The sequence below is a fragment of the Amycolatopsis sp. NPDC041971 genome (assembly GCF_055588925.1).
The window spans coordinates 468,451-489,217 of sequence record NZ_JBVJCE010000002.1 but is presented as its reverse complement, the minus strand read 5'-3'; the positions used below and the strand labels follow the sequence as shown (position 1 = coordinate 489,217).

General features: G+C 69.0%; 19 protein-coding genes. 11 read left to right on the top strand and 8 right to left on the bottom strand.

The window, feature by feature from the left end; genetic code table 11:
- Positions 1 to 52 precede the first annotated feature (52 nt).
- From ACZ6DT_RS07335 to ACZ6DT_RS07320, 4 genes are all read left to right on the top strand, one after another.
- Positions 53 to 745: a response regulator gene (locus ACZ6DT_RS07335; protein WP_465590038.1), complete on the top strand. Its 693-nt coding sequence runs from the start codon at positions 53 to 55 to the stop codon at positions 743 to 745.
- Positions 742 to 2,154 carry an ATP-binding protein gene (locus tag ACZ6DT_RS07330; RefSeq protein ID WP_465590036.1) on the top strand — a complete coding sequence of 471 codons (1,413 nt, stop codon included), beginning with the start codon at positions 742 to 744 and terminating at the stop codon, positions 2,152 to 2,154. Before ACZ6DT_RS07335 ends, ACZ6DT_RS07330 begins: the two co-directional genes overlap by 4 nt.
- Entirely contained in the window at positions 2,151 to 2,648 is a 498-nt protein-coding gene (locus ACZ6DT_RS07325) for a GerMN domain-containing protein (RefSeq protein WP_465590033.1), read from the top strand. Before ACZ6DT_RS07330 ends, ACZ6DT_RS07325 begins: the two co-directional genes overlap by 4 nt.
- Positions 2,649 to 2,844: 196 nt before the next feature.
- Positions 2,845 to 3,513 (top strand): VldE C-terminal domain-containing protein, encoded by a 669-nt coding sequence (locus tag ACZ6DT_RS07320; protein WP_465590030.1) that lies wholly within the window; start codon positions 2,845 to 2,847, stop codon positions 3,511 to 3,513.
- Here the strand turns inward: ACZ6DT_RS07320 and rnhA are convergent.
- The 3 genes from rnhA to ACZ6DT_RS07305 are packed head-to-tail and all read right to left on the bottom strand — an operon-like array spanning position 3,503 to position 5,880.
- Positions 3,503 to 3,988 (bottom strand): ribonuclease HI, encoded by a 486-nt coding sequence (rnhA, locus tag ACZ6DT_RS07315; RefSeq protein ID WP_465590027.1) that lies wholly within the window; start codon positions 3,986 to 3,988, stop codon positions 3,503 to 3,505. The two genes, ACZ6DT_RS07320 and rnhA, sit on opposite strands and share 11 nt — an antisense overlap.
- Before the next feature lie 22 nt (positions 3,989 to 4,010).
- A complete protein-coding gene (dinB, locus tag ACZ6DT_RS07310; protein ID WP_465590025.1) occupies positions 4,011 to 5,201 on the bottom strand; it encodes a DNA polymerase IV in 1,191 nt (396 codons plus the stop codon).
- Positions 5,202 to 5,217: 16 nt separating this feature from the next.
- Complete coding sequence (locus ACZ6DT_RS07305) at positions 5,218 to 5,880, bottom strand: Crp/Fnr family transcriptional regulator (protein WP_465590022.1); 663 nt, start codon at positions 5,878 to 5,880, stop codon at positions 5,218 to 5,220.
- Positions 5,881 to 5,937: 57 nt separating this feature from the next.
- On the opposite strand from ACZ6DT_RS07305, the gene ACZ6DT_RS07300 reads away from it, so the two are divergent.
- Positions 5,938 to 6,249: a YciI family protein gene (locus ACZ6DT_RS07300; RefSeq protein WP_465590019.1), complete on the top strand. Its 312-nt coding sequence runs from the start codon at positions 5,938 to 5,940 to the stop codon at positions 6,247 to 6,249.
- Here ACZ6DT_RS07300 and ACZ6DT_RS07295 read toward each other — a convergent pair.
- Entirely contained in the window at positions 6,246 to 6,383 is a 138-nt protein-coding gene (locus tag ACZ6DT_RS07295) for a hypothetical protein (RefSeq protein WP_465590016.1), read from the bottom strand. The two genes, ACZ6DT_RS07300 and ACZ6DT_RS07295, sit on opposite strands and share 4 nt — an antisense overlap.
- Positions 6,384 to 6,893: 510 nt before the next feature.
- Here ACZ6DT_RS07295 and ACZ6DT_RS07290 point away from each other — a divergent pair.
- The 5 genes from ACZ6DT_RS07290 (at position 6,894) to ACZ6DT_RS07270 (ending at position 14,424) form a co-directional block, all read left to right on the top strand.
- Positions 6,894 to 7,073: a hypothetical protein gene (locus ACZ6DT_RS07290; protein ID WP_465590013.1), complete on the top strand. Its 180-nt coding sequence runs from the start codon at positions 6,894 to 6,896 to the stop codon at positions 7,071 to 7,073.
- 26 nt (positions 7,074 to 7,099) lie between these two features.
- Positions 7,100 to 7,495 (top strand): DUF222 domain-containing protein, encoded by a 396-nt coding sequence (locus ACZ6DT_RS07285; protein WP_465590010.1) that lies wholly within the window; start codon positions 7,100 to 7,102, stop codon positions 7,493 to 7,495.
- The gene (locus ACZ6DT_RS07280; RefSeq protein WP_465590601.1) at positions 7,453 to 7,845 is read left to right on the top strand and encodes a hypothetical protein; all 393 of its coding nucleotides are present in this window, start codon (positions 7,453 to 7,455) and stop codon (positions 7,843 to 7,845) included. The genes ACZ6DT_RS07285 and ACZ6DT_RS07280 overlap by 43 nt, the downstream gene beginning before the upstream one ends.
- A gap of 21 nt (positions 7,846 to 7,866) precedes the next feature.
- Complete coding sequence (locus ACZ6DT_RS07275; RefSeq protein WP_465590007.1) at positions 7,867 to 8,136, top strand: hypothetical protein; 270 nt, start codon at positions 7,867 to 7,869, stop codon at positions 8,134 to 8,136.
- Positions 8,137 to 8,934: 798 nt separating this feature from the next.
- Entirely contained in the window at positions 8,935 to 14,424 is a 5,490-nt protein-coding gene (locus ACZ6DT_RS07270) for an ATP-binding protein (RefSeq protein WP_465590004.1), read from the top strand.
- 82 nt (positions 14,425 to 14,506) lie between these two features.
- Here the strand turns inward: ACZ6DT_RS07270 and ACZ6DT_RS07265 are convergent, their stop codons facing one another.
- The 3 genes from ACZ6DT_RS07265 to ACZ6DT_RS07255 all read right to left on the bottom strand — a co-directional run bounded on the left by ACZ6DT_RS07265 (position 14,507) and on the right by ACZ6DT_RS07255 (position 18,541).
- Positions 14,507 to 15,040: a bifunctional nuclease family protein gene (locus tag ACZ6DT_RS07265; protein ID WP_465590001.1), complete on the bottom strand. Its 534-nt coding sequence runs from the start codon at positions 15,038 to 15,040 to the stop codon at positions 14,507 to 14,509.
- A 22-nt stretch (positions 15,041 to 15,062) separates the two neighbouring features.
- Positions 15,063 to 16,832 carry an aa3-type cytochrome oxidase subunit I gene (gene ctaD, locus ACZ6DT_RS07260; RefSeq protein WP_465589999.1) on the bottom strand — a complete coding sequence of 590 codons (1,770 nt, stop codon included), beginning with the start codon at positions 16,830 to 16,832 and terminating at the stop codon, positions 15,063 to 15,065.
- 803 nt (positions 16,833 to 17,635) lie between these two features.
- A complete protein-coding gene (locus ACZ6DT_RS07255) occupies positions 17,636 to 18,541 on the bottom strand; it encodes a LysR family transcriptional regulator (RefSeq protein WP_465589996.1) in 906 nt (301 codons plus the stop codon).
- Positions 18,542 to 18,612: 71 nt separating this feature from the next.
- Between ACZ6DT_RS07255 and ACZ6DT_RS07250 the strand changes: the two genes are divergently transcribed.
- The gene (locus tag ACZ6DT_RS07250) at positions 18,613 to 19,602 is read left to right on the top strand and encodes a YeiH family protein (protein ID WP_465589994.1); all 990 of its coding nucleotides are present in this window, start codon (positions 18,613 to 18,615) and stop codon (positions 19,600 to 19,602) included.
- Here ACZ6DT_RS07250 and ACZ6DT_RS07245 read toward each other — a convergent pair.
- Positions 19,580 to 20,755 (bottom strand): MFS transporter, encoded by a 1,176-nt coding sequence (locus ACZ6DT_RS07245; protein ID WP_465589991.1) that lies wholly within the window; start codon positions 20,753 to 20,755, stop codon positions 19,580 to 19,582. The genes ACZ6DT_RS07250 and ACZ6DT_RS07245 overlap by 23 nt on opposite strands.
- Positions 20,756 to 20,767 lie beyond the last annotated feature (12 nt).

The following is a 20,767-nucleotide window of genomic DNA, read 5'->3' as shown; positions in this document are numbered from 1 at the left end:
TACAAGATCGGGCCGGGTCGCACACACGCGGCGATATCCGAATAATGGCGACGTGGCACGTGTGCTTTTGATCGAAGACGACGCGTCCGTCCGGGAGGGGCTGGAACTCGCGCTGCGCCGGCAGGCGCATACCGTCCACGCCGCCGAGAGCGGTGAACTCGGGCTGGAGAAACTGCGGGTATTCCAGCCCGACATCGTCGTGCTGGACCTGATGCTCCCCGGGATCGACGGCTTCGAGACCTGTCGCCGCATCCGCTCGGCGGGTGAGGTGCCGATCATCATGCTCACCGCCCGCAGCGACGACTTCGACATCGTGGCAGGCCTGGAAGCCGGGGCCGACGACTACGTGACCAAGCCGATCGAGCCCCGCGTGCTCGACGCCCGGATCCGGGCGGTGCTGCGGCGCGCGGTGAGCGAGAAGCCCGCGAACGAGGGCGATCCCGGCGGGGAACGGCACGGCCGTCTGGTCATCGACCGCGCCGGACTGCTGGTCACCAAGAACGGCGAGCCGGTCTCGCTCACCCCGACCGAGCTGAAACTGCTGCTGGAGCTCTCGCGCACGCCAGGACAGGTCTACAGCCGCCAGCAGATCCTCTCCGCCGTCTGGGATCACGACTATCTCGGCGACTCGCGGCTGGTCGACGCCTGTGTCCAGCGGCTGCGCGCGAAGATCGAAGACGTGCCCGCGAAACCCGAACACGTCCAGACCGTCCGTGGCTTCGGGTACCGGTTCGGCCGTTCATGAGGTTGCTCTCCGGGCTGCGGCCCCGGCTCATCCTGGCCTTCGCGGCGATGACGATCATCGGAGCGGCGGCCGCGGCGGGCGCGAGTTACGTCTCGGCGAGGAACGCGATCCTCAAATCCGTCCAGGACGCGGCGATGGACCAGCTGAAGGACCGGGTCAGCGCCTACAGCCGCCCGTTGTCCACGCCGCCGACTCAGGAGCAGCTCAACGACTTCGCGGGAAGCCTGCGGCTCAACGCGGTCGCGGTCTACCGGAACCTGCGGTCGGTCAACGGCCCCGATCTGACCACATTCTCCCCCGAGCTGCGGCAGAGCATCGCGAACAACACCCTGATCCAGTTCCAGCGGGTGGACCGCGCCCCTCTCCCCAAACTCCTGGTCGGCCTGCCGGTGCTGGTGCGGCAGCCGAACGGGGTGATGGTGCCCAGCGGCGTCGAGGTGTACTCGCTCACCTCACTCGTCCAGCAGCAACAGGCCATCGAAGAACTCGCGAGATCCGCCTGGCAGACGGCCGCGCTCGTGCTGCCGCTGGCCGCCGCCCTCGCCCTGCTCGCGGCGAGACAGGTGCTGCGGCCGGTCCGGGCGCTCAACACCGCCGCCGCCCAGCTCGGCGAAGGCAGGCTCGACGTCCGGCTGCCCGCCAAGGGATCCGACGAGCTGGCCGAACTGGTCACCACCTTCAACAACACCGCCGCCGAACTGGAACGCACGGTCGGCGAGCTGAGAGCCATGGAGGCCGACGCCCGCCGGTTCGTGGCCGACGTCTCGCACGAACTCCGCACGCCGCTCGCGGCGATGAACGCGGTCACCGACGTGCTGGACGAGGACGCGGAGACACTGCCGCCGGACACCGCCGTCGCGGCGCGGCTGGTCTCGGGCGAGACCCGCAGGCTGACGCGGCTCGTCCAGGACCTGGTCGAGATCTCCCGGTTCGACGCCGGCCGCGCCGAACTCGTGCTCGACGAATGGGATCTCGCGACGGCGATCCGGGACAGCCTCGACGCCCGCGGCTGGCGCGACGGCGACGATCTGAGCACCGACCTGCCGGAAGGCGTTTTCGCCCGCGTCGACCGGCGGCGGCTCGACCTGATCGTGGCCAACCTCGTCGGCAACGCGTTCCGGCACGGCGCGGCCCCGGTCGAAGTCCGCCTGCGCGCCGGCGACGACGCCGTCACCCTGGAGGTCGACGATCACGGGCCGGGGATCGATCCCGAGGTCCTGCCGCATGTGTTCGACCGGTTCACCAAGGCCGACACCGCCCGCGCCCGCTCCGAGGGCAGCGGGCTGGGACTGGCGATCGCGCTGGAGAACGCCCGCCTGCACGGCGGTGACCTCATCGCCGCCAACACCGGGCACGGCGCCCGGTTCGTCCTGCGGCTGCCGCACCGGACCGAAGGAGGGACGCGATGAGGGGAATACAGGCGCTGCCCGCGCTCATGGCCATGGCGCTGGTGGCGGCCTGCGGCGTCCAGCCGACCGGCGTCGTCCCCGCCGGGCCGGGGCCGTCGATCCGCGCCACCGCAGGACCGAACGTCGTCAACGGTCTGACGCTGTACTTCGTCTCCGACGGCCGGGTCATCCCGGTGACGCGGCCCACCGAAGGCTTCATCTCACCCGAAGGCGCGCTCACGTTGCTGCTGGAGGGACCGACGGAGCGGGAAGCCGCGCAGGGACTCACCACGTTCATCCCGGCGGAGGTGGGGAGGGTCGAGGTGTACTCGAGCGACCCGACCGCCATCGTGCTGCCGTTCAGTATGCGAAAACTGTCCACCCAGGCCATCAACCAGCTGGTGTGCACCACGATCGCGGCCTCGGCGGCGGCCACGCGGGCTCCGAGCTCCCCGGGAGTGAACGTGACCTCCCCGGACGGGGGGATGTACTACCAATCCTGCAAAGCGGACTGAATTCGTCACTCACGGTGCTCACATAAAAGCACTTCTTGTGTCTGTACGGCTGTGAGTCTCTTTCGGTTCAACGATCAGAGTAACTGTGGGCGAACACACTCGGGCGTGACATTGCCGTGTCCTTTTCGTAATGTTGCCCGGAGCTCGCGGCCCCCGACGCGAGTTCCCGTCCCCGAAGTGGTGAGTGATCAGAGAAATGGCCGGCAGACATCGCAAGAGCAAGGCTCCGCAGTGGAAACTCCCCGCGGGTATCGCGGCAGCGGTCGCCACGGCGCTCCCGGCGTCGATGTGGCTGACCACCGCGGGTGCCCCTGACGTCGAAGCGGCCAGTGCCGCACTCGCACTGCAGGCTCCCCCGGCCTCCAGTGTGACTCCCCCGCCGTCGACCAGCAGCACCCCGCCCTCCAGCACGACGCCGCCGCCTCCGTCGACCTCCTCGGCTCCCCCGAAGCCGACGACGTCGACCAAGGCCCCCGCCCCGGTCAAGAAGATCGTGCCCGCCGCGACGGCGTGTTCGACCGACCTCGCCGGTACGAAACCGCACGTGGCCCAGGTCGGCAACCACGTCAAGGCGAAGTTCGGCGTCAAGAACGTCGGCGGCGTCGCCGGCCGGGCGAACGCCAGCGACCACCCCTCCGGCCTCGCGCTGGACTTCATGGTGGACACCGCCACCGGCAACGCCATCGCCGAATACCTGTTGGCCAACCAGAAGGACTTCGGCGTCGCCTACGTCATCTGGCGCCAGCGCTACAACGACGGCAGCGGCTGGGACACCATGGAGGACCGCGGCGGCGCGACCGCCAACCACCTGGACCACGTGCACGTCTCCTTCGCCAAGGGCGCGAAGGTCAACGTCAGCTGCTAGGCCGTGCGGACCGCTCGCCGGGCTGGATGACGGGTCGTCCCACGACCTCTTCCACGCCTTTGACGGCGAGCCGATCCGCTCGCTCGTTCTCCGGATGCCCGGCATGGCCCTTGACCCAGTGCCATTCGACGTCGTGCTTCGAAGCGGCTTCGTCGAGACGGCGCCACAGATCGGCGTTCTTGACCGGCGTCTTGGCCGAGGTCATCCAGCCGTTGTTCTTCCAGTTCCGCACCCAGCTGGTGATGCCGTTCCGGACGTAGGTGCTGTCGGTGTAGATGTCGACCGCGACCCGGCGCTTCAGGCTTTCCAGCGCCTCGATGGGCGCGGTCAGTTCCATCCGGTTGTTCGTGGTCGGCCCGGGATCCCCGCCGTAGATCTCCTTCTCGACCGTGCCGTACCGCAGCACCGCGCCCCAGCCGCCGGGACCGGGATTCCCGCTGCACGCACCGTCGGTGTAGATCTCGACTTCCGCCACCGGGACACCCTAGCGACGGGGCTCAGTCCGGCAGGAGCGGCACCCACGGCTCCTCGGCCTGCCCGAGATGCACCGCGCGCGTGATGGACTTCGAGCCGAAGCGGTCCCGGACGGTGTCGAGAGTCGCATCGAGCGCGTCCCTCGGTTTCGCTTCGAACGGCAAGGCCAGCTGGATCGCGTCGTCCTTCGACAGGTTCGTGAGCGCGAGCCCGATCAACGTGAGGCCGCGTTCGTCGATCAGCGGTCTCGCCGCGGCGAGCAGTCCACGGCCCGCCGCGACGATCGCGCCGGTCTGTTCGGTCGCCTCCGGCAGGGTGTGCGAACGCGTCGCCCTGGTGAAATCACCGAACCGCATCCGCAGCACGACGGTGCGGCACACCCGGTGCGCCGAACGCAGACGACGGGACAGGCGATCGGCCAGTGTCAGCAGCGTCGCGTCGAGTTCCGCGGGCGAGCGCGGCCTGCCGCCGAGCGCGCGCTGCGCCCCGATCGAGCGACGACGACGGCCGGTCCGCACCCGCCGGGGGTCGTCGTTGTGGGACAGGGCGTGCAGATGGGTGCCGACGCCGCGGCCGAGCATCCGGACGAGTTCCTTCTCCCCGAACCCCTCCATCTGCCCGACGGTCGTCACCCCGCGCTCGCGAAGCTTCTGCGCGGTCACCTTGCCAACGCCCCACAGCCGCTCGACCGGGAGCGGGTGCAGAAACTCCAATTCCTTGTCGTGCGGCACGACGAGGAGACCGTCGGGTTTCGCGACACCGCTGGCCACCTTCGCGAGGAACTTCGTCCTCGCCACGCCGACGGTGATCGGCAGGCCGACCTGCTCCAGGACGTCCTTCCGCAGTTTCGCGGCGATCCGGCTCGGCGTGCCCGCGATCTTCAGCAGCCCGCCGACGTCGAGGAACGCCTCGTCGATCGAGATGCCCTCCACCAGCGGCGTCGTGTTGCCGAAGACCTCGAAGACCGCCTTGCTCGCCTCCGAATACGCGCGCATCCGGGGCGGCACCACGATCGCGTCCGGGCACAGCCGCCGCGCCTGGCCGCCGCCCATCGCCGTGCGGACGCCGTACGCCTTGGCCTCGTAACTGGCCGCCAGGACGACGCCGCCACCGACGATGACCGGACGTCCGCGCAGGCTCGGGTCGTCACGCTGCTCGACCGACGCGTAGAACGAGTCCAGGTCGGCGTGCAGGATGGGACCCTCGGGCGTCATAGAACATATGTTCGCATCAAACGGCCCGGCAGGCGAGAAGTTCAGGCGCGAGGACTCTCACGAAACCCGGTCCGACGCTGATCAGGCCTTCGGCGGCCAGCGCGCGCAGGGCGCGGTTGACCGAGACCCGGGTGGCCCCGATCGCCTCGGCCAGCCCGTGCTGCGCGCCCGGCAGCACGACCGTGGTCCCGGACCGGCCCGCCGCGCGCGTCAGCCACGCCGCGACACGGGTGGTGACATCGGCGAAGCTGGCCCGCATCAGTTCGTCCTGCAGGTCGCGAACGTCACGGGCCAGATGGGCGAGAACATGGCGACGGACGCGCGGGAGATCGTCGACGATGGCCAGGAACTCACGCGCGGGCACGAAGCGCAGCCGTGCCCGGGTCGCCGCCGACCACGTGGCGGTATACGCGCCGGTGTCCAGCACGGCGACCTTGTCCACCGCGCACGGCGCCGGGAACTCACCGAGCCTCAGCCGCCGTCCGTCGGCCGTTTCGCGGGCGGCGGTCACCGTGCCGCTCTCGACCACGATCAGCCGGGTCGCCGGCTCACCGCGCATGGCCACGACACGATCGGCTTCGACGACCTCGACACGCGATCGGGCCGCGACCCGCCGCAGACGTTCCGCATCGAGCCCCGCGAACAGCGGGACCGCCGAGAGTGCGCCCAGATCGCTCATGAACGGCAGTATCGTCCGATACAGCGCCGACGGCGCGGACCGTCCTACGGTCACGACATGTACGTACTGGATTTGACGTTCGACGAAGATCCCCGCCGGCTGACCGCCCGGCCGGCCCATCGCGAACGGCTGACGGAGCTCCACGCCGCCGGGCGGCTCGTCATGGCCGGGCCGTGGCACGACGATTCCGGGGCGTTGCTCGTGTTCCGCGCCGACAGCGCCGAGATCGACGAGATCCTGGCGTCCGACCCGTATTACGCGACCCCTGGAGTGACGGTCAACGCGCTGCGACAGTGGAGCCCGATCATCGGCCCCTCCCAGCTCGATCGAAGGGCGGCCCGGAGTGGGAAACCCGGTGCTTCCCGTTAAGCGGCGAGGGCCAGGGTGGTTTCCGACGCCCGCACCCGGGCCTGGTCGGCGAACCGCCTCCGGGCGGCGGCGACGACTCTGAGCCATCTTTCCGAACGCTCGGCGTCCAGATCGGCGATAGCGCGGGCGAGCACCTCGGCGGCGTGCGCGGCGGATCGATCTCGGCGGCGGCGCCGAGGTAGTCGCCCGCCTCGATCAGCTTGTAGGCATGACGCATCTGGTCTCGAATCCTGCCGAGCAGCACTCTCTTCACGCGGAACTACGGGCTGCCGGTCTCGTGGTCGTCGTGGGTCCGTGTCTTCCGGCATGGTTCACCGGATGTCGCGAGGTCGCCGTTCACGACAACGGGTTCGAGGTGGAGAACGACAAGCAAGGGGCGAGGATTTCCTTATGTGCCGGGACTTCACAGCCTTGATCTTCGCTTTGAGGCGACTTGCGACACTACTACTGAGCCAGTTTTGCGCCGTTGCCGGAAAACGGCAATTCCGTGGCACCCGTGAGCCGGATGTCACGAGGCTGCCATTCACGACAACGGACCAGAGACTCGCGACACGACTACCGATCCTTCCCGTTACCAAAAATCGGCAACGCCCATGGTGCCCACGAGATCGAAAACTGTCGGTGGTCGGTTGTACGTTCTGCGTGTGGACACACGCAACGCCATTGTGGTGCTACTCAAGGAAATCATCGAGTCGGATGTGCTGGAGGAGGTCAATGGTTCGTTGAAGTTGTTGGGGGATAAGGATGCTGTGGTTATCGCGGTGGCGGCGTCGGCGGGGATCGCGCGGTTGGAGGCGGTCCGGTTCGGGCTATCGCGCAATTGAGCTGTCATCGCGAGGGCGCGTCCAGTGTGGTGCAGGAGGTGGCGTTCGCGTTGTCTGTTGTGGACCGTCACGCGGGTACCTTGGTTTCTACCGCGGAGGCGTTGGCTACGCGGTTGCCGCGGACGTTGGGGTTGATGGACCGGGGGCTGGTGGAGGGTTTCGGGGCGATGAAGGTCGCCGCGGCGACGTCGTGGCTCTCGGATGAGGACGCGCGGGCCGTGGACGCGGTACTGGAAGACCGGTTGGAGGGCAGGAACTCGGGGCAGATCCGGAAGGCGGCGAATCACGCGGCGATGATGGCCGATCGTGAGGGTGGTTCTCGTCGGGCTGAGCGTTATCGAGCGACCGTCGCCTCACGGTGCGCCCAGGGGAGGCGGGGGTGGCCTCGATCGGAGTGGAGGACGGGCCGGTGGAGAAAGTGAACGCCGCCTACACGCGGATCGACCGGGAAGCACGGGCGCTCAAGACCGGTGATGAACCCCGCACCCTGGAGCAGTTGCGTGCGGATGTCGCCCTGGATCTGTTGCTCGGCGGTCAGGGCGGGAAGGGTGAACGGTGTGAGGTGTTCCTCTCCATGGACCTGGCCACCTACCTCGGTGTCAACGACGATCCGGTGGCACTGGCCGGGCACGGGCACATCCCGGCGTCGCTGGCCCGGCAGATCACCAGCGGGCCGGGCACGGTGTTGCGGCGGATCGTCATCGACCCCTTGTCGGGGCAGGTGCTGGATTTGGGCCGGGACCGGTACCGGCCCACGGCGGGGGATGGGTGAGTTCGTCGCGGGTACGAGACCGTGAGTGCCGAAGACCCGGCTGCCGGCGTCCCGCTCAGGCCCGCGATCTCGACCATGTGGTGCCATGGGCAGTTCGGCGGCCACACCAACGCCGACGAGCTGATCGACCTCTGCCGCCGCGACCACCGGCTCAAAGACGAACCCGGTTGGACCTACCGGCTCGCCTCGGACGGCACCCTCACGGTCACCACACCGACAAGACAAACCCACGACAGCTCACCACCGCCCCCGCACGAACCCCGCGTGGCCGAAGAACCACCACCGTTCTGAACTGTGGACGGAAAACGGCAACGGCTTCCTCGGGCTGGCGTCGCTACCCCCGACAGTGACCCGTCTCCCGCGCCGCGCCCTTGACCCCTTGGAACCGTTCCTAGGGCGTCGCCGGAACGCCAATGGCTTCTCAGGTAAGCGTCGCCGCCCACGAAGATGACCCGCCGCTGCCACCGGGCCGTCGCTTCCTTCGCCCCGACAGAACTCCTGGGCGTCGCCGGAAAACGACACGGCTCCTTTGGACAAGCGCGTCCCGCCCCGGGCCCACCACGATGCCACGCCAGCTTCTCGGCCTGAGGAACCAACGGCCCTCTGGGGCGTCGCCGGAAAACGACCACGACTCCCTCAAGCAAGCGTGCCTTGGCCCATACCGGCGACCGAGCCATCCCACCACCGCGCCTTCCCGTGCCGCCGCGATTCCAACAGCGACCACTGCCCGATCCGGAGCCCACCATGATTCCCAGCCATCGCCGAAACCGACCACACCCATCCCTCACCGACCAAGCGACAAGAACCCGGTCGATGAAACCGGCGTGAACACCGGATGACACCTCGCGAACCCCTGCCACCAAGCCGAACCCAGTTGTCCACTTCATGACGTCATCAGGCCCCTCGGGGAGGTGTTCCAGGCCACTTTTTGGCGGGTTCCTACAAGACGCGGCCCTCGGCATGCGCCACCGACGACATTCTCGTACCGGCCGGTAAGAGGCAGGCTGTTAGACAGGTCCAGGAGACTGTCCCGCGCGTGATCCGGCGGGACGGTCAGCTGTTGTGTCAGGTATTTGGGAGGCTCAGTCGGTGTTCAGTCGTGTCGCCATCGTCAACCGCGGAGAAGCCGCGATGCGGCTCATCCACGCCGTCCGCGAGCTTTCGGCGGAGACCGGACGGCGGATCGAGACCGTCGCGCTCTACACGGACGCGGACCGGTCGGCGACGTTCGTGCGGGAAGCCGACATCAGCCACAATCTCGGTCCGGCGTCGGCGCGTCCGTATCTGGACTTCGCCGTGCTGGAGCGGGCGCTGACCGAGACCGGGGCCGACGCGGCCTGGGTCGGTTGGGGGTTCGTGGCCGAGGATCCGGCCTTCGCCGAGTTGTGTGAGCGGCTGGGCGTCACCTTCATCGGGCCGAGCGCGGACGCGATGCGCAAGCTCGGCGACAAGATCGGCGCGAAGCTGATCGCCGAGGAGGTCGGTGTGCCGGTGGCGCCGTGGAGCCGCGGCGCCGTCGCGGATCTCGACGCCGCCATCAAGGCGGCCGACGAGATCGGCTACCCGCTGATGCTCAAGGCGACCGCGGGCGGTGGCGGCCGTGGCATCCGCGTCATCACCTCCGCCGACGAGCTCGAGGACGCCTACGAGCGCACCAGCCTCGAGGCCGAGCGCGCTTTCGGCAGCGGCGTCGTGTTCCTGGAGCGCCTGGTCACCGGCGCCCGGCATGTCGAGGTCCAGGTCATCGCCGACGGCCAGGGCACCGCGTGGGCGCTCGGCGTCCGCGACTGTTCGGTGCAGCGCCGCAACCAGAAGATCATCGAGGAGTCCGCCTCCCCGGTGCTGAACGCCGAGCAGGCCGGCGAGCTCAAGCGGTCCGCCGAGCGGCTCGCGCTCGCGGTCGGCTACCGCGGCGCCGGGACGGTCGAGTTCCTCTACCACCCCGGCGACAAGCTGTTCGCGTTCCTCGAGGTCAACACCCGCCTTCAGGTCGAGCACCCGATCACCGAGCTGACCACCGGCATGGACCTGGTCAAGGCCCAGTTGCACGTCGCCGCCGGCGGCAAGCTCGAAGGCACCCAGCCCGCCGAGTCCGGTCACGCCGTCGAGGCGCGGCTCAACGCCGAGGACCCGGATCGCGACTTCGCGCCGTCGCCCGGCCGCATCGCGCGTTTGGACCTGCCCGCCGGCCCCGGTATCCGGGTCGACACCGGGGTCAGCGAAGGCGACACGATCCCGGCCGACTTCGACTCGATGATCGCGAAGATCATCGCCTACGGCCGCGACCGCGACGAGGCGCTCGGCCGGCTGCGCCGCGCGATGGCGCAGACCACGGTCATCATCGAGGGCGGCGCGACCAACAAGAGTTTCGTCCTCGACCTGCTGGATCAGTCCGAGGTGATCGACGGCTCCGCCGACACCGGCTGGATCGACCGGGTTCGCGGCGAAGGCAAACTGGTCACGCATCGCCATTCCGCGATCGCGCTCGCTGCCGCCGCGATCGAGGCCTACGAGGATGAGGAAGCCGTTGAGCGCCAACGGCTTCTCTCCACCGCGCACGGCGGCCGCCCGCAGGTGCAGCACGAGAGCGGTCGTCCGCTCGACCTCAAACTGCGTGGCGCCGCGTACCGCGTGAGCGTGGCCAGGGTCGGCCACCGCCGGTTCCGCGTCGGCATCTGGGCGGGCGGCGGAGACGTCCACGCCGCCGACGTCGAGGTCGACCGTTTCGACGAGCACACCGGCCGGATCACCGTCAACGGCACCCGGTTCCGCCTGGTCACCGGCACGCACGGGCCGATCCACCTGGTCGAGATCGACGGCGTCACCCACCGCGTCAGCCGCGACGAGGGCGGCGTCGTCCGCTCCCCCGCGCCCGCGCTCGTCGTCGCGACGCCGCTGGAGGTCGGGGCGGAGGTCGAGGCCGGTGCACCCGTGCTGGTGCTGGAAAGCATGAAGATGGAGACGGTGCTGCGCGCGCCGTTCCGCGCGAAGCTGCGTGAGTGCGTCGTCTCGGTCGGCAGTCAGGTCGAGACCGGTGCTCCGCTGCTGCGGCTCGAGCCGCTGGCGGAAGAAGGCGAAGAGGTCGCCGAGGACACCGGCGGTGTCGAGATCGAGCTGCCCGTGGAGCCGGACGGCACGTCGGCGGCGCAGCGGATCACGCGGGGCCAGCAGGATCTGCGCAGTCTCCTGCTCGGCTTCGACGTCGACCCGCACGACGAACGCCGCACGCTCAGCGCGTACCTGGCCGCCCGTGCCGAGCTGGAGGACAACGGCGACCGCCCGCTGGAGGGCGAGGTCGAACTGCTGACCGTGTTCGCCGACCTGTCCGAGTTGATGCGCAACAAGCCGGCGCGCGAAGAGGTGAAGACGGACACCCGGGTGCACAGCTCCCGCGAGTTCTTCCACGCCTATCTGCAGAGCCTCGACGTCGAGCGCGCCGGACTGTCGGAGTCGTTCCAGAACAAGCTCAAGAAGGTGCTGGGGCACTACGGCATCGAGGATCTGGAGCGGACGCCGGAACTGGAGGAAGCGGTCTTCCGCATCTTCCTCGCCCAGCAGCGGACCTCGTCCGACGTCGCGATCGTCACCGCCCTGCTGCGGCAGTGGCTCACCGAGCCGCAGCCGTTCGAGTCGATGCGCGAGCCGGCGGGCAAGGCGCTGGAGGCGCTCATCGCCGCCACTCAGCTCCGTTTCCCGGTGGTCGGCGACCTGGCGCGCAGCGTGGTGTTCCGCTGGTTCGCTCAGCCGCTGCTCCGCCGCACCCGTGCCGAGGTGTACAGCGAGGTCCGCAAACACCTGACTCACCTCGACCGGCAGCCGGATTCGCCGGACCGCGCCGAACGGATCGCGAGCATGCTGGCCAGCGCGCAACCGCTGGTACGCCTGCTCGGGCAGCGGATCGGCCGCCCCGGCACGGATCACACCCCGCTGCTGGAAGTGCTGAGCCGCCGCTATTACGGCAACCGCGCGCTCACCGGTGTCCAGCAGGTCACCGTCGGCGGCTGCACGTTCGTCACCGGTGACTACACCGACGAGAACGAGCGGTTCCACATGGCGACCACCGCCGTCGACCGCGCCGGGCTGCCCGGGGCGATCGAGGCGGTCGCCGATCTCGCCGCGAAGCTGCCCGCCGACACCGACGTCGAGGCGGACCTCTACCTCACGTGGGACGACGAGTCGGCCGACGACGACACGATGGCGGCCGGTCTGCGCGAGGTCCTCATGGCCGGGTCGCTGCCCAGCCGCGTCCGGCGGATCACCACCACGGTCGCCGGTCACGGCGGCGCGGTGACGCACCACCACTTCACCTTCCGCCCGTCCTCGACCGGGTTCAGCGAAGAACGGCTGATCCGCGGCCTGCACCCGCTGATCGCGCAGCGGATGCAGTTGCAGCGGCTGGCGAACTTCGACCTCACGCGGCTGCCCTCCGGCGACGAGGACGTCTACCTGTTCAAGTGCGTCTCACCGATGAACCCGTCGGATCAGCGGCTGGTCGCGCTCGCCCAGGTCCGTGACCTGACCCCGTTGCGGGACAACGACGGCAAGCTGCTGGCCCTGCCCGCGGTCGAGGGCACGCTGGCGGGCTGCCTCGACGCTATCCGCGGGGTGCAGGCGAAGCTTCCGCCGAGGAAACGTTTCGACACCAACCGGATCATGCTGTACGTGTGGCCGACCAGCGAACTCACCGGCGAGGAGCTGGACACGGTCGCGCAGCGTGTGCAGCCGTCGACGGCCGGCGCGGGTCTCGAAGAGGTCCAGTTCCTCGGCAGGCAGCGTGACCGCGCGACCGGCGAAGTCAACGAGGTCGCCGTGCGGATCGGCTACGACGTCAGCGGCGGCGTGCAGATGTCGGTGTCCGAGCCCGTCACCGAGCCGATCCTCCCGCTCGACGACTACCGCCAGAACGTCCTGCGTGCCCGCCGCCGCGACACGGTGTACCCGTACGAGCTGACCGAGATGCTCGGCTCGTTCACCGAGTACGACATGGACGACACGAATACTCTCGTCCCGGTCGACCGCAAGAAGGGGCGCAACAAGGCGGCGATCGTCGCCGGTGTGGTCACCACGCCGACCGAGCGGTACCCCGAGGGCGTCCAGCGCGTGGTGCTGCTGGGCGACCCGACGAAGGCGCTCGGCGCGCTGTCGGAGCCGGAGTGCTCGCGGGTGATCGCGGCGCTGGATCTCGCCGAACGACTGGGGACCCCGCTGGAGTGGTACGCGCTCTCGGCGGGCGCCCGGATCTCGATGGAGTCCGGCACCGAGAACATGGACTGGGTCGCGGCCGCGCTCAAGCGGATCGTGCACTTCACCCAGAACGGCGGCGAGATCAACATCGTGGTCGCCGGGATCAACGTCGGTGCTCAGCCGTACTGGAACGCCGAAGCGACGATGCTCATGCACACCAAGGGAATCCTGGTGATGACGCCGGATTCCGCGATGGTGCTGACCGGCAAGCAGTCGCTCGACTTCTCCGGTGGCGTCTCGGCGGAGGACAACTTCGGCATCGGCGGCTACGACCGTGTCATGGGCCCGAACGGCCAGGCGCAGTACTGGGCGCCGAACCTCGCCGCGGCGCGGGACGTGCTGATGTCGCACTACGACCACACCTACGTGGCGCCGGGCGAATCCGGTCCCCGCAAGGCGGTCACGAACGACCCGATCGACCGCGACATCTCGTCGTTCCCGCACGCGGTCGTCGACAGCGACTTCACCACGGTCGGCCAGATCTTCTCGCGGGAGTCCAACCCGGACCGCAAGAAGCCGTTCGACATCCGCACCGTGATGCGCGCGCTGTCGGATCAAGACCACCCGGTGCTGGAGCGCTGGCCGGGGATGGCGGACGCGGAGACCGCGGCCGTGCAGGACGTGCACCTCGGCGGGCGGCCGGTGTGCCTGCTCGGGATCGAGTCGCGTTCGGTGCCGCGCCGCGGCTTCCCGCCCACCGACGGACCGGACACCTACACCGCGGGCACGCTGTTCCCGCGGTCGTCGAAGAAGGCGGCGCGGGCGATCAACGCGGCCAGCGGAAACCGGCCGCTCGTGGTGCTGGCGAACCTGTCCGGTTTCGACGGTTCGCCGGAGTCGATGCGGAAACTGCAGCTGGAGTACGGCGCGGAGATCGGCCGGGCGATCGTCAACTTCGAAGGCCCGATCGTGTTCACCGTGATCTCGCGATACCACGGCGGCGCGTTCGTCGTCTTCTCGAAGGCGCTGAACCCGAACATGACGGTGCTGGCGCTGGAAGGTTCGTTCGCCTCCGTGCTCGGTGGCGCGCCCGCCGCGGCGGTCGTGTTCTCGGGTGAGGTCAACGCGCGGACGGCGGCCGACCCGCGGGTGCGGTCGCTCACCGAGAAGCTCAGCGGGGCGGCCGGTGCCGAACGCGCCGCGCTGGCCGCGGAACTGGCCGAACTCCAGTCGTCGGTGCGGTCCGAGAAGCTGGGCGCGGTCGCGGCCGAGTTCGACGGCGTGCACAGCATCGAGCGCGCGGTGAAGGTCGGCTCGGTGGACGCGATCATCAGCGCGGCCGAAATGCGGCCGCGCATCATCGAGGCGATCGAACAGGGCCTGGCGAAGAAGTAGTACTCGCCCCCTAACGCGCTATGAACGGACCGTTCCTTGCAAAATTTGCAAGGAACGGTCCGTTCATAGCGTTTCCGGAGGTCTAGTCAGCGGGCGGCGGCTCCCCGAAGTCCTCGGGGACGATCTTGTCCAGCGCCGCCCGGAACTCCTCGACCTCCCGCTCCTGCGCGACCGGATCCGGCGACACCGACGGCAGTTCCGCGTCGGGCCCGGATCCCATGATCTCGACCCGCACCGAGGCGACCTCGAGCACCGCGTCCGCCACCTCGATCCCGACCCCGGCCCGCAAGCCGATCGCGACCGCGTCGCTCGGCCGGGCCGAGACGCGGATACCGGAATCGAGCACCAGGTCGGCGAAGAAGATGCCGTCCCGCAGCGCGGTGACCTGGACACCGGTGACCCGGTGCCCGAACGATTCGACCACCTGGCCGATCAGTTCGATCGTGCCGGGCCGGGGCAGCCGGATCTTCTCCTGCGCGAGGGCCACCGCGCTCGCCTCGGGGCCGCCGATCGTGATCGCCAGCCAGCGGCGTTCGCCTTTCCGCTCCCGCAGCAACATCACCGGTGCCGCTTCCGGAGCCAGGACTGCCATCCCTTCGACGTTCATGGGGATCATGCGCGGTACCTCATTCCCTCGGTCAGGCGGTGTCGTCCTTCAGCACCTTGTCCGCCGCCAGTTCCGACGGGGTCGGCTGATCTCGGCGCTGGAACGGGGTGGTGTGCCCCTCGGCGCGCAGCCGGGGGATCATGTGGGGATAGTGGAGTTCGAACGCGGGCCGTTCGGACCGGATCCTCGGCAGGTCGAAGAAGTTGTGCCGGGGTGGAGGACAGGTGGTCGCCCATTCCAGGGAGTTCCCGTGTCCCCACGGGTCGTCGACTTCGACGACCTCCCCGAACCGGTAGCTGCGCACGACGTTCCAGACGAACGGCAGCACCGACGCGCCGAGCAGGAACGCGCCGATCGTGGAAATGGTGTGCAGCAAGGTGAAACCGTCGGTACTCAGGTAGTCGGCGTAACGGCGTGGCATTCCTTGGTTGCCGAGCCAGTGCTGGACGAGGAACGTCGTGTGGAAGCCGATGAAAGTGGTCCAGAAATGGAGCTTCGCGAGCCGCTCGTCGAGCATTCGCCCGGTCATCTTGGGGAACCAGAAGTAAATCCCGGCGAAGGTGGCGAACACGATGGTGCCGAACAGCACGTAGTGGAAGTGCGCCACCACGAAATAGGTGTCGTGGATGTGGAAGTCCAGCGGTGGCGCGGCGAGGATGATCCCGGTCAGCCCGCCGAGCAGGAACGTCACCATGAACCCGATCGACCACAGCATCGGTGACTCGAAGGTGAGCTGCCCTTTCCACATGGTGCCGATCCAGTTGAAGAACTTGATCCCGGTCGGCACCGCGATGAGGAAGGTCATGATGGAGAAGAACGGCAGCAGCACCGCACCGGTGGCGAACATGTGGTGCGCCCACACGGCGAAGGACAGCGCGGTGATCGCGATGGTCGCGAACACCATGAGTCTGTAACCGAACAGCGGTTTCCGGCTGAACACCGGGACGATCTCGGTGATGATGCCGAAATACGGCAGCGCGACGATGTACACCTCGGGATGGCCGAAGAACCAGAACAGGTGCTGGAACAGGATCGCCCCGCCGTTGGCCGGATCGAAGACGTGCGCGCCGAGCCTTCTGTCCGCCATCAGGCCGAACAGCGCCGCGGTGAGGATCGGGAAGACCGCCAGGATCAGGATCGTGGTGAACAGGATGTTCCAGGTGAACAACGGCAGCCGCCACATGGTCATCCCCGGCGCGCGCAGGCAAAGGATCGTGGTGACCATGTTGACCGCGCCAAGGATCGTCCCGAGTCCGGAGACGATCAGGCCCATGATCACCAGATCGGCGCCCACGCCCGGGGTGTGCGCGGCGTTGGACAACGGGGTGTACATCGTCCAGCCGAAGTCGGGCGCGCCCCCCGGGGTGAGGAACGAACTGAGCGCCATCAGCCCGCCGAAGAGATAAAGCCAGTAGGAGAACGCGTTCAGCCTCGGGAAGGCGACGTCCGGGGAGCCGATCTGCAGCGGCAGGATGTAGTTGGCGAAGGCGAAGAGGTTCGGTGTCGCGTACAGCAACAGCATGATGAGGCCGTGCATGGTGAACAGCTGGTTGTACTGCTCCTGCGACAGGAACTGCATTCCCGGCCTGCCCAGTTCGCCGCGCATCAGCAGCGCCATGAACCCGCCGACGACGAAGAATCCGAACGAGGTGGCGAGGTAGAGCAGGCCGATCGTCTTGTGATCGGTGGTGCGGATGATGTTGAGGACCACACTGCCCTTGGGCGCCCGGTTCCGCGCGCCGAAGCGGACGGCGTCCGGTCGGGGCGATGTCTTCACCGCGGCCATGGCGACTCCCAGCATGAGGACACACCTTCGAAAAGCTGGTACCCCTCCAGGAGAGTCCCTACACGCGGGCTTTTCAAGAGCTGGAGGAGTAAAGCCTCCAGGTGATCGGCGGCCGCCCGCTCCCCGGAACGAGCGGCCACCTTTTCCGCGGCTGGCCGATGCCCCGGATCATCCAGCACCTTGGCACCACGAGCACCGTGTCCCCCACCGGCCCCACGGCCCGCCCGAATCGGCGATGACGGTCGGACACGGCCGGCACCGCCGGGTCGAGCCCGATCCCACGGCGGGCCGAGGTCGTCGGCGACGGACTGCTGGTCGGCGATCACCACCTGGGGGGCGGAACGCCGCCGGTCCCGTGCGGCTCGCTCGGGGCGCCGCGGGGATCCGAGGCGCCGACCTGGCGGCGAACAGTTCAACCGCCAGGCCGGCGGTGTCGGCCGGCAGCCGGGAGAAAGTGGCTGCCGGCGGGTTCCGTCCCCGGTCCTGTCCAAAGTGGACTTTTCACGGGAGAGTGACTTGGTCACCGGGCGTACTCAAACGCAGTCGCGGCTTCCCGTCAATACTCGACGGTAGGTTTTCCGGTCACAAGAACCGGATGGCGGAATGCCGACCCGGGAAACGCGAAATCCGCCGCGAAGATTCAGTGTTCCGGACGCATCCAGCCTGTTACCCGGAGTTCACCATTACGCTTTCATCGGACCACCGGCAATGGTGGTCCGCACCTATTTCCGGAAATCGACGTCGATTCGCCCTATCGCCGGTATCGCGCCGATGGCGGATTCGGTATCACGCGCGTCCACGGAGAAACACGAAAGGACTCATCGGGATTTCGCACTCCGGACCGCGATGCTCAGCAGCGCCGCCGCCGGACCGGCGAGCCGTCGCCCGGCGGGCCACACCGCGCGCAGTTCCCGGCCGAAATCGACACCGTCGACCGCGACCGGGACGAGCCTGCGGTCGGCGACGTCCCTGGTGCTGGCGAGTTCACTGATCACCGCCGGTCCGGCGCCCGCGATCACCGCGTTGCGGACCGCGGAGGCGGAACCCAGTTCCAGCAACGGTTTCGCCGGTCCGACACCGGCCTTGCGCAGCGCGGCGTCCACGGTCTCCCTGGTCCCGGAACCGGGTTCGCGGACCACGAGCGGCGTGAGCGCCAGTTCGGCCGCGGTCAGCGGACGGCGTTTGCGCGCCCACGGATGACTTCCGGGCACGACCAGGACCAGGCGATCGGTGGCCACCCGCCGGGAAGACAGGCCGGGCAACGCGCCGGGCGACTCGACGAACCCGAGATCGACCTTGCCCTCCCGCGCCAGTTCGGCGGCCTGGTCGGAGTTGGTGACCTCCAGGCCGAGGTACAGCCCGGGGTCGCCGCGTTTGAGCTCGCCGATCCAGCCCGGCACCAGATACTCGGCCAGCGTCATGCTCGCGGCGACCCGCAGATGTGCCTCGTGCTGGGTGCGCAGCGCTTCGGCGCCGTCGAGCAGACCATCGAGTTCGGACAGCACGCGATGCGCCCAGCCCGCGATGACCCGGCCGTCGGGAGTGAGCGCGGAGCCGCGCCGCGTACGGTCGACCAGCACCAGCCCCAGCCGTCGCTCGACGGTGGACAGGCGTTTGCTCGCCGACGGCTGCGCGATCCCGAGACTGGCGGCGGCCTGCCCGATACTGCCGAGCTCGTCCACGAGCACCAGCAGGCGCAAGGAGTCCAGGTCGGGTGTGGTCATAGCCCAAGTCTATGACCTACCCCTCGCATTCCCGGCTACCGAGGCCACCCCGCCCGGACGAGGCTCGGACCATGAGCACCACGCACGCGAGACCGACGAAACCCTTCCTGACCGCGGTCGCCCTCACCGGCGCAGGAGTGGGCGGCGCGTACCTGCTCGGTACAGCGTTCCCGGTCGTCAGCGTGCTCACCATCGCCGTCGTGCTCGGCATCCTCACCGGCTCGTTGCCGTCGTTGTCGGACGAGACCCGGAAGGCGATCTCCGGGACCACCAAAAAACTGCTTCGCGCCGGTGTCGTGCTGCTGGGTCTTCAGCTCTCGCTCCCCTCGGTCCTGGCACTGGGCCCCGGGACGCTGCTCGCCGTCGTGCTCACGGTCGGTCTCACCTTCCTCGGCACGATCGGCGTCGGCAGGCTCCTCGGTGTTCCGCGCGGGCTCGCGATGCTGGTCGCGACCGGATTCTCGATCTGTGGCGCCTCGGCCATCGCTGCGATGGAGGGCGTCGTCGAACGCGAAGACTCCGACGTCGCGACCGCCGTCGCGCTGGTCACCTTCTACGGCGGGCTCGCCATCGCGGCCGTTCCGCTGATCGGCGGCTGGCTGCGGCTCGACGCGGTCCGGATCGGCGAATGGGCCGGGCTCAGCGTGCACGAGGTCGCGCAGGTCGTCGCCGCGGCCACCCCCGCCGGGAGCGCCGCCATCGGGGTCGCCATCGTGATCAAGCTCAGCCGGGTGGTCCTGCTGGCCCCGATGGTCGCCGCGGTCGGCGTGCGCGAACGGCATCGCCCCGTCGACGGGAAGCGGCCGCCGCTCATCCCGCTGTTCGTCGTCGGTTTCCTGGCGATGGCCGCCCTGCGCAGCACCGGGATCGTCCCGGGTTTCGCACTCGATGTCGCCAAGATCGCCTGCACGTTGCTGCTGGCCGGAGCGCTGTTCGGGCTGGGTTGCGCGGTCCGGATCGGCAAACTCGTCCGCTCCGGTGGCCGCGCCCTGCTGCTCGGTCTGCTCTCCACCCTGCTGGTCGGGACCACCGCGCTGGTCACGCTGACCGTGCTCGGCTGAGGACGACGGCCGCGAGCAGCGCGATCACCCCGCCGGTGACCAGCACGGCCGGGACGGAGACCGCGTCGACGACCATCCCGCCGAGGAGTGCCCCCGCCGAGAGGGTCGCTTGAAACGACGAGGTGAACAGTACCGACGCCGCTTCGGGCGCCTGCGGTGCCGCCCGCGCGAACCATGTTCCCGAACAGACCGGAACGGCTCCGTAGGCGAAGCCCCAGATCGCCAGCAGCGCGAGCGCGCCCGGCTTCGAATCGCCGAGAAACGGCAACGCGAATGCCGCGACGCCGATCAACCCTGCCGCCCCGAGGAAAGTGAGCCGGAGATCGCGGGCGATCGCCGCGCCCGCGACGAAGTTGCCGGCGATCCCGGCGGTGCCGTAGACGAACAGGAAGACGGTGATCAGCTCCGGGCTCACCTGTGTCACCTGGCGCAGGAGCGGCGTGACGTAGGTGTAGGTCCCGAAGTGGGCGAGCACGACCAGGACCGTGACGAGCAGGCCGAGCCGGGTCGCCCGTCCGCGGGTCATCTCACGCAGGACGCCGAGCCGGGTAGCGCCCCGCGACGGCAGCGGAGGCAGCGAGAGAGCCAACGCGGCGAGGACGCCGATCGTGAAGACCGTCATCACCGCGAACGCCGCTCGCCAGCCGAGCAACTCGCCGACGAACGTCCCCGCGGGCACCCCCAGAACGGAACCGAGCGGCACGGCGGAGAAGATCACCGCGGTCGCCCTGCCCGCGCGCGCGGGGCCGACGAGCCGTTCGGCGAGCCCCGAGCCGATCGCCCAGAAGGCACCGATCACCAACCCGACCAGTACTCGCGAGACCAGCATCGCCCAGTAGACCTGCGCTGTCGCCGCGAGGAGGTCGGCCAGTGCCAGCACCACCATCAGCGCGCACAGCAGGATCCGGCGGTCGAGCCGCCCGGCCGCGACGGTGACCGCTGGGGCGGCGAACGCGGCGAGAAACCCGGGCAGGGTCATGGTCAGGCCCGCCGTCCCCGGCGTGATCCGGAAGTCCTCGCCGATCGGGGTCAGGAGGCCGATCGGCAGGATCTCCGTGGTGACGAGGGAAAAGATCCCCAATGTCACCGCGAGGACGGCGAGCCATCCCTTCAGCGGGGTCCGCGCGGAGGTGTCGAGGGTCGAAGCGGTCATGTGCTTCAGCCC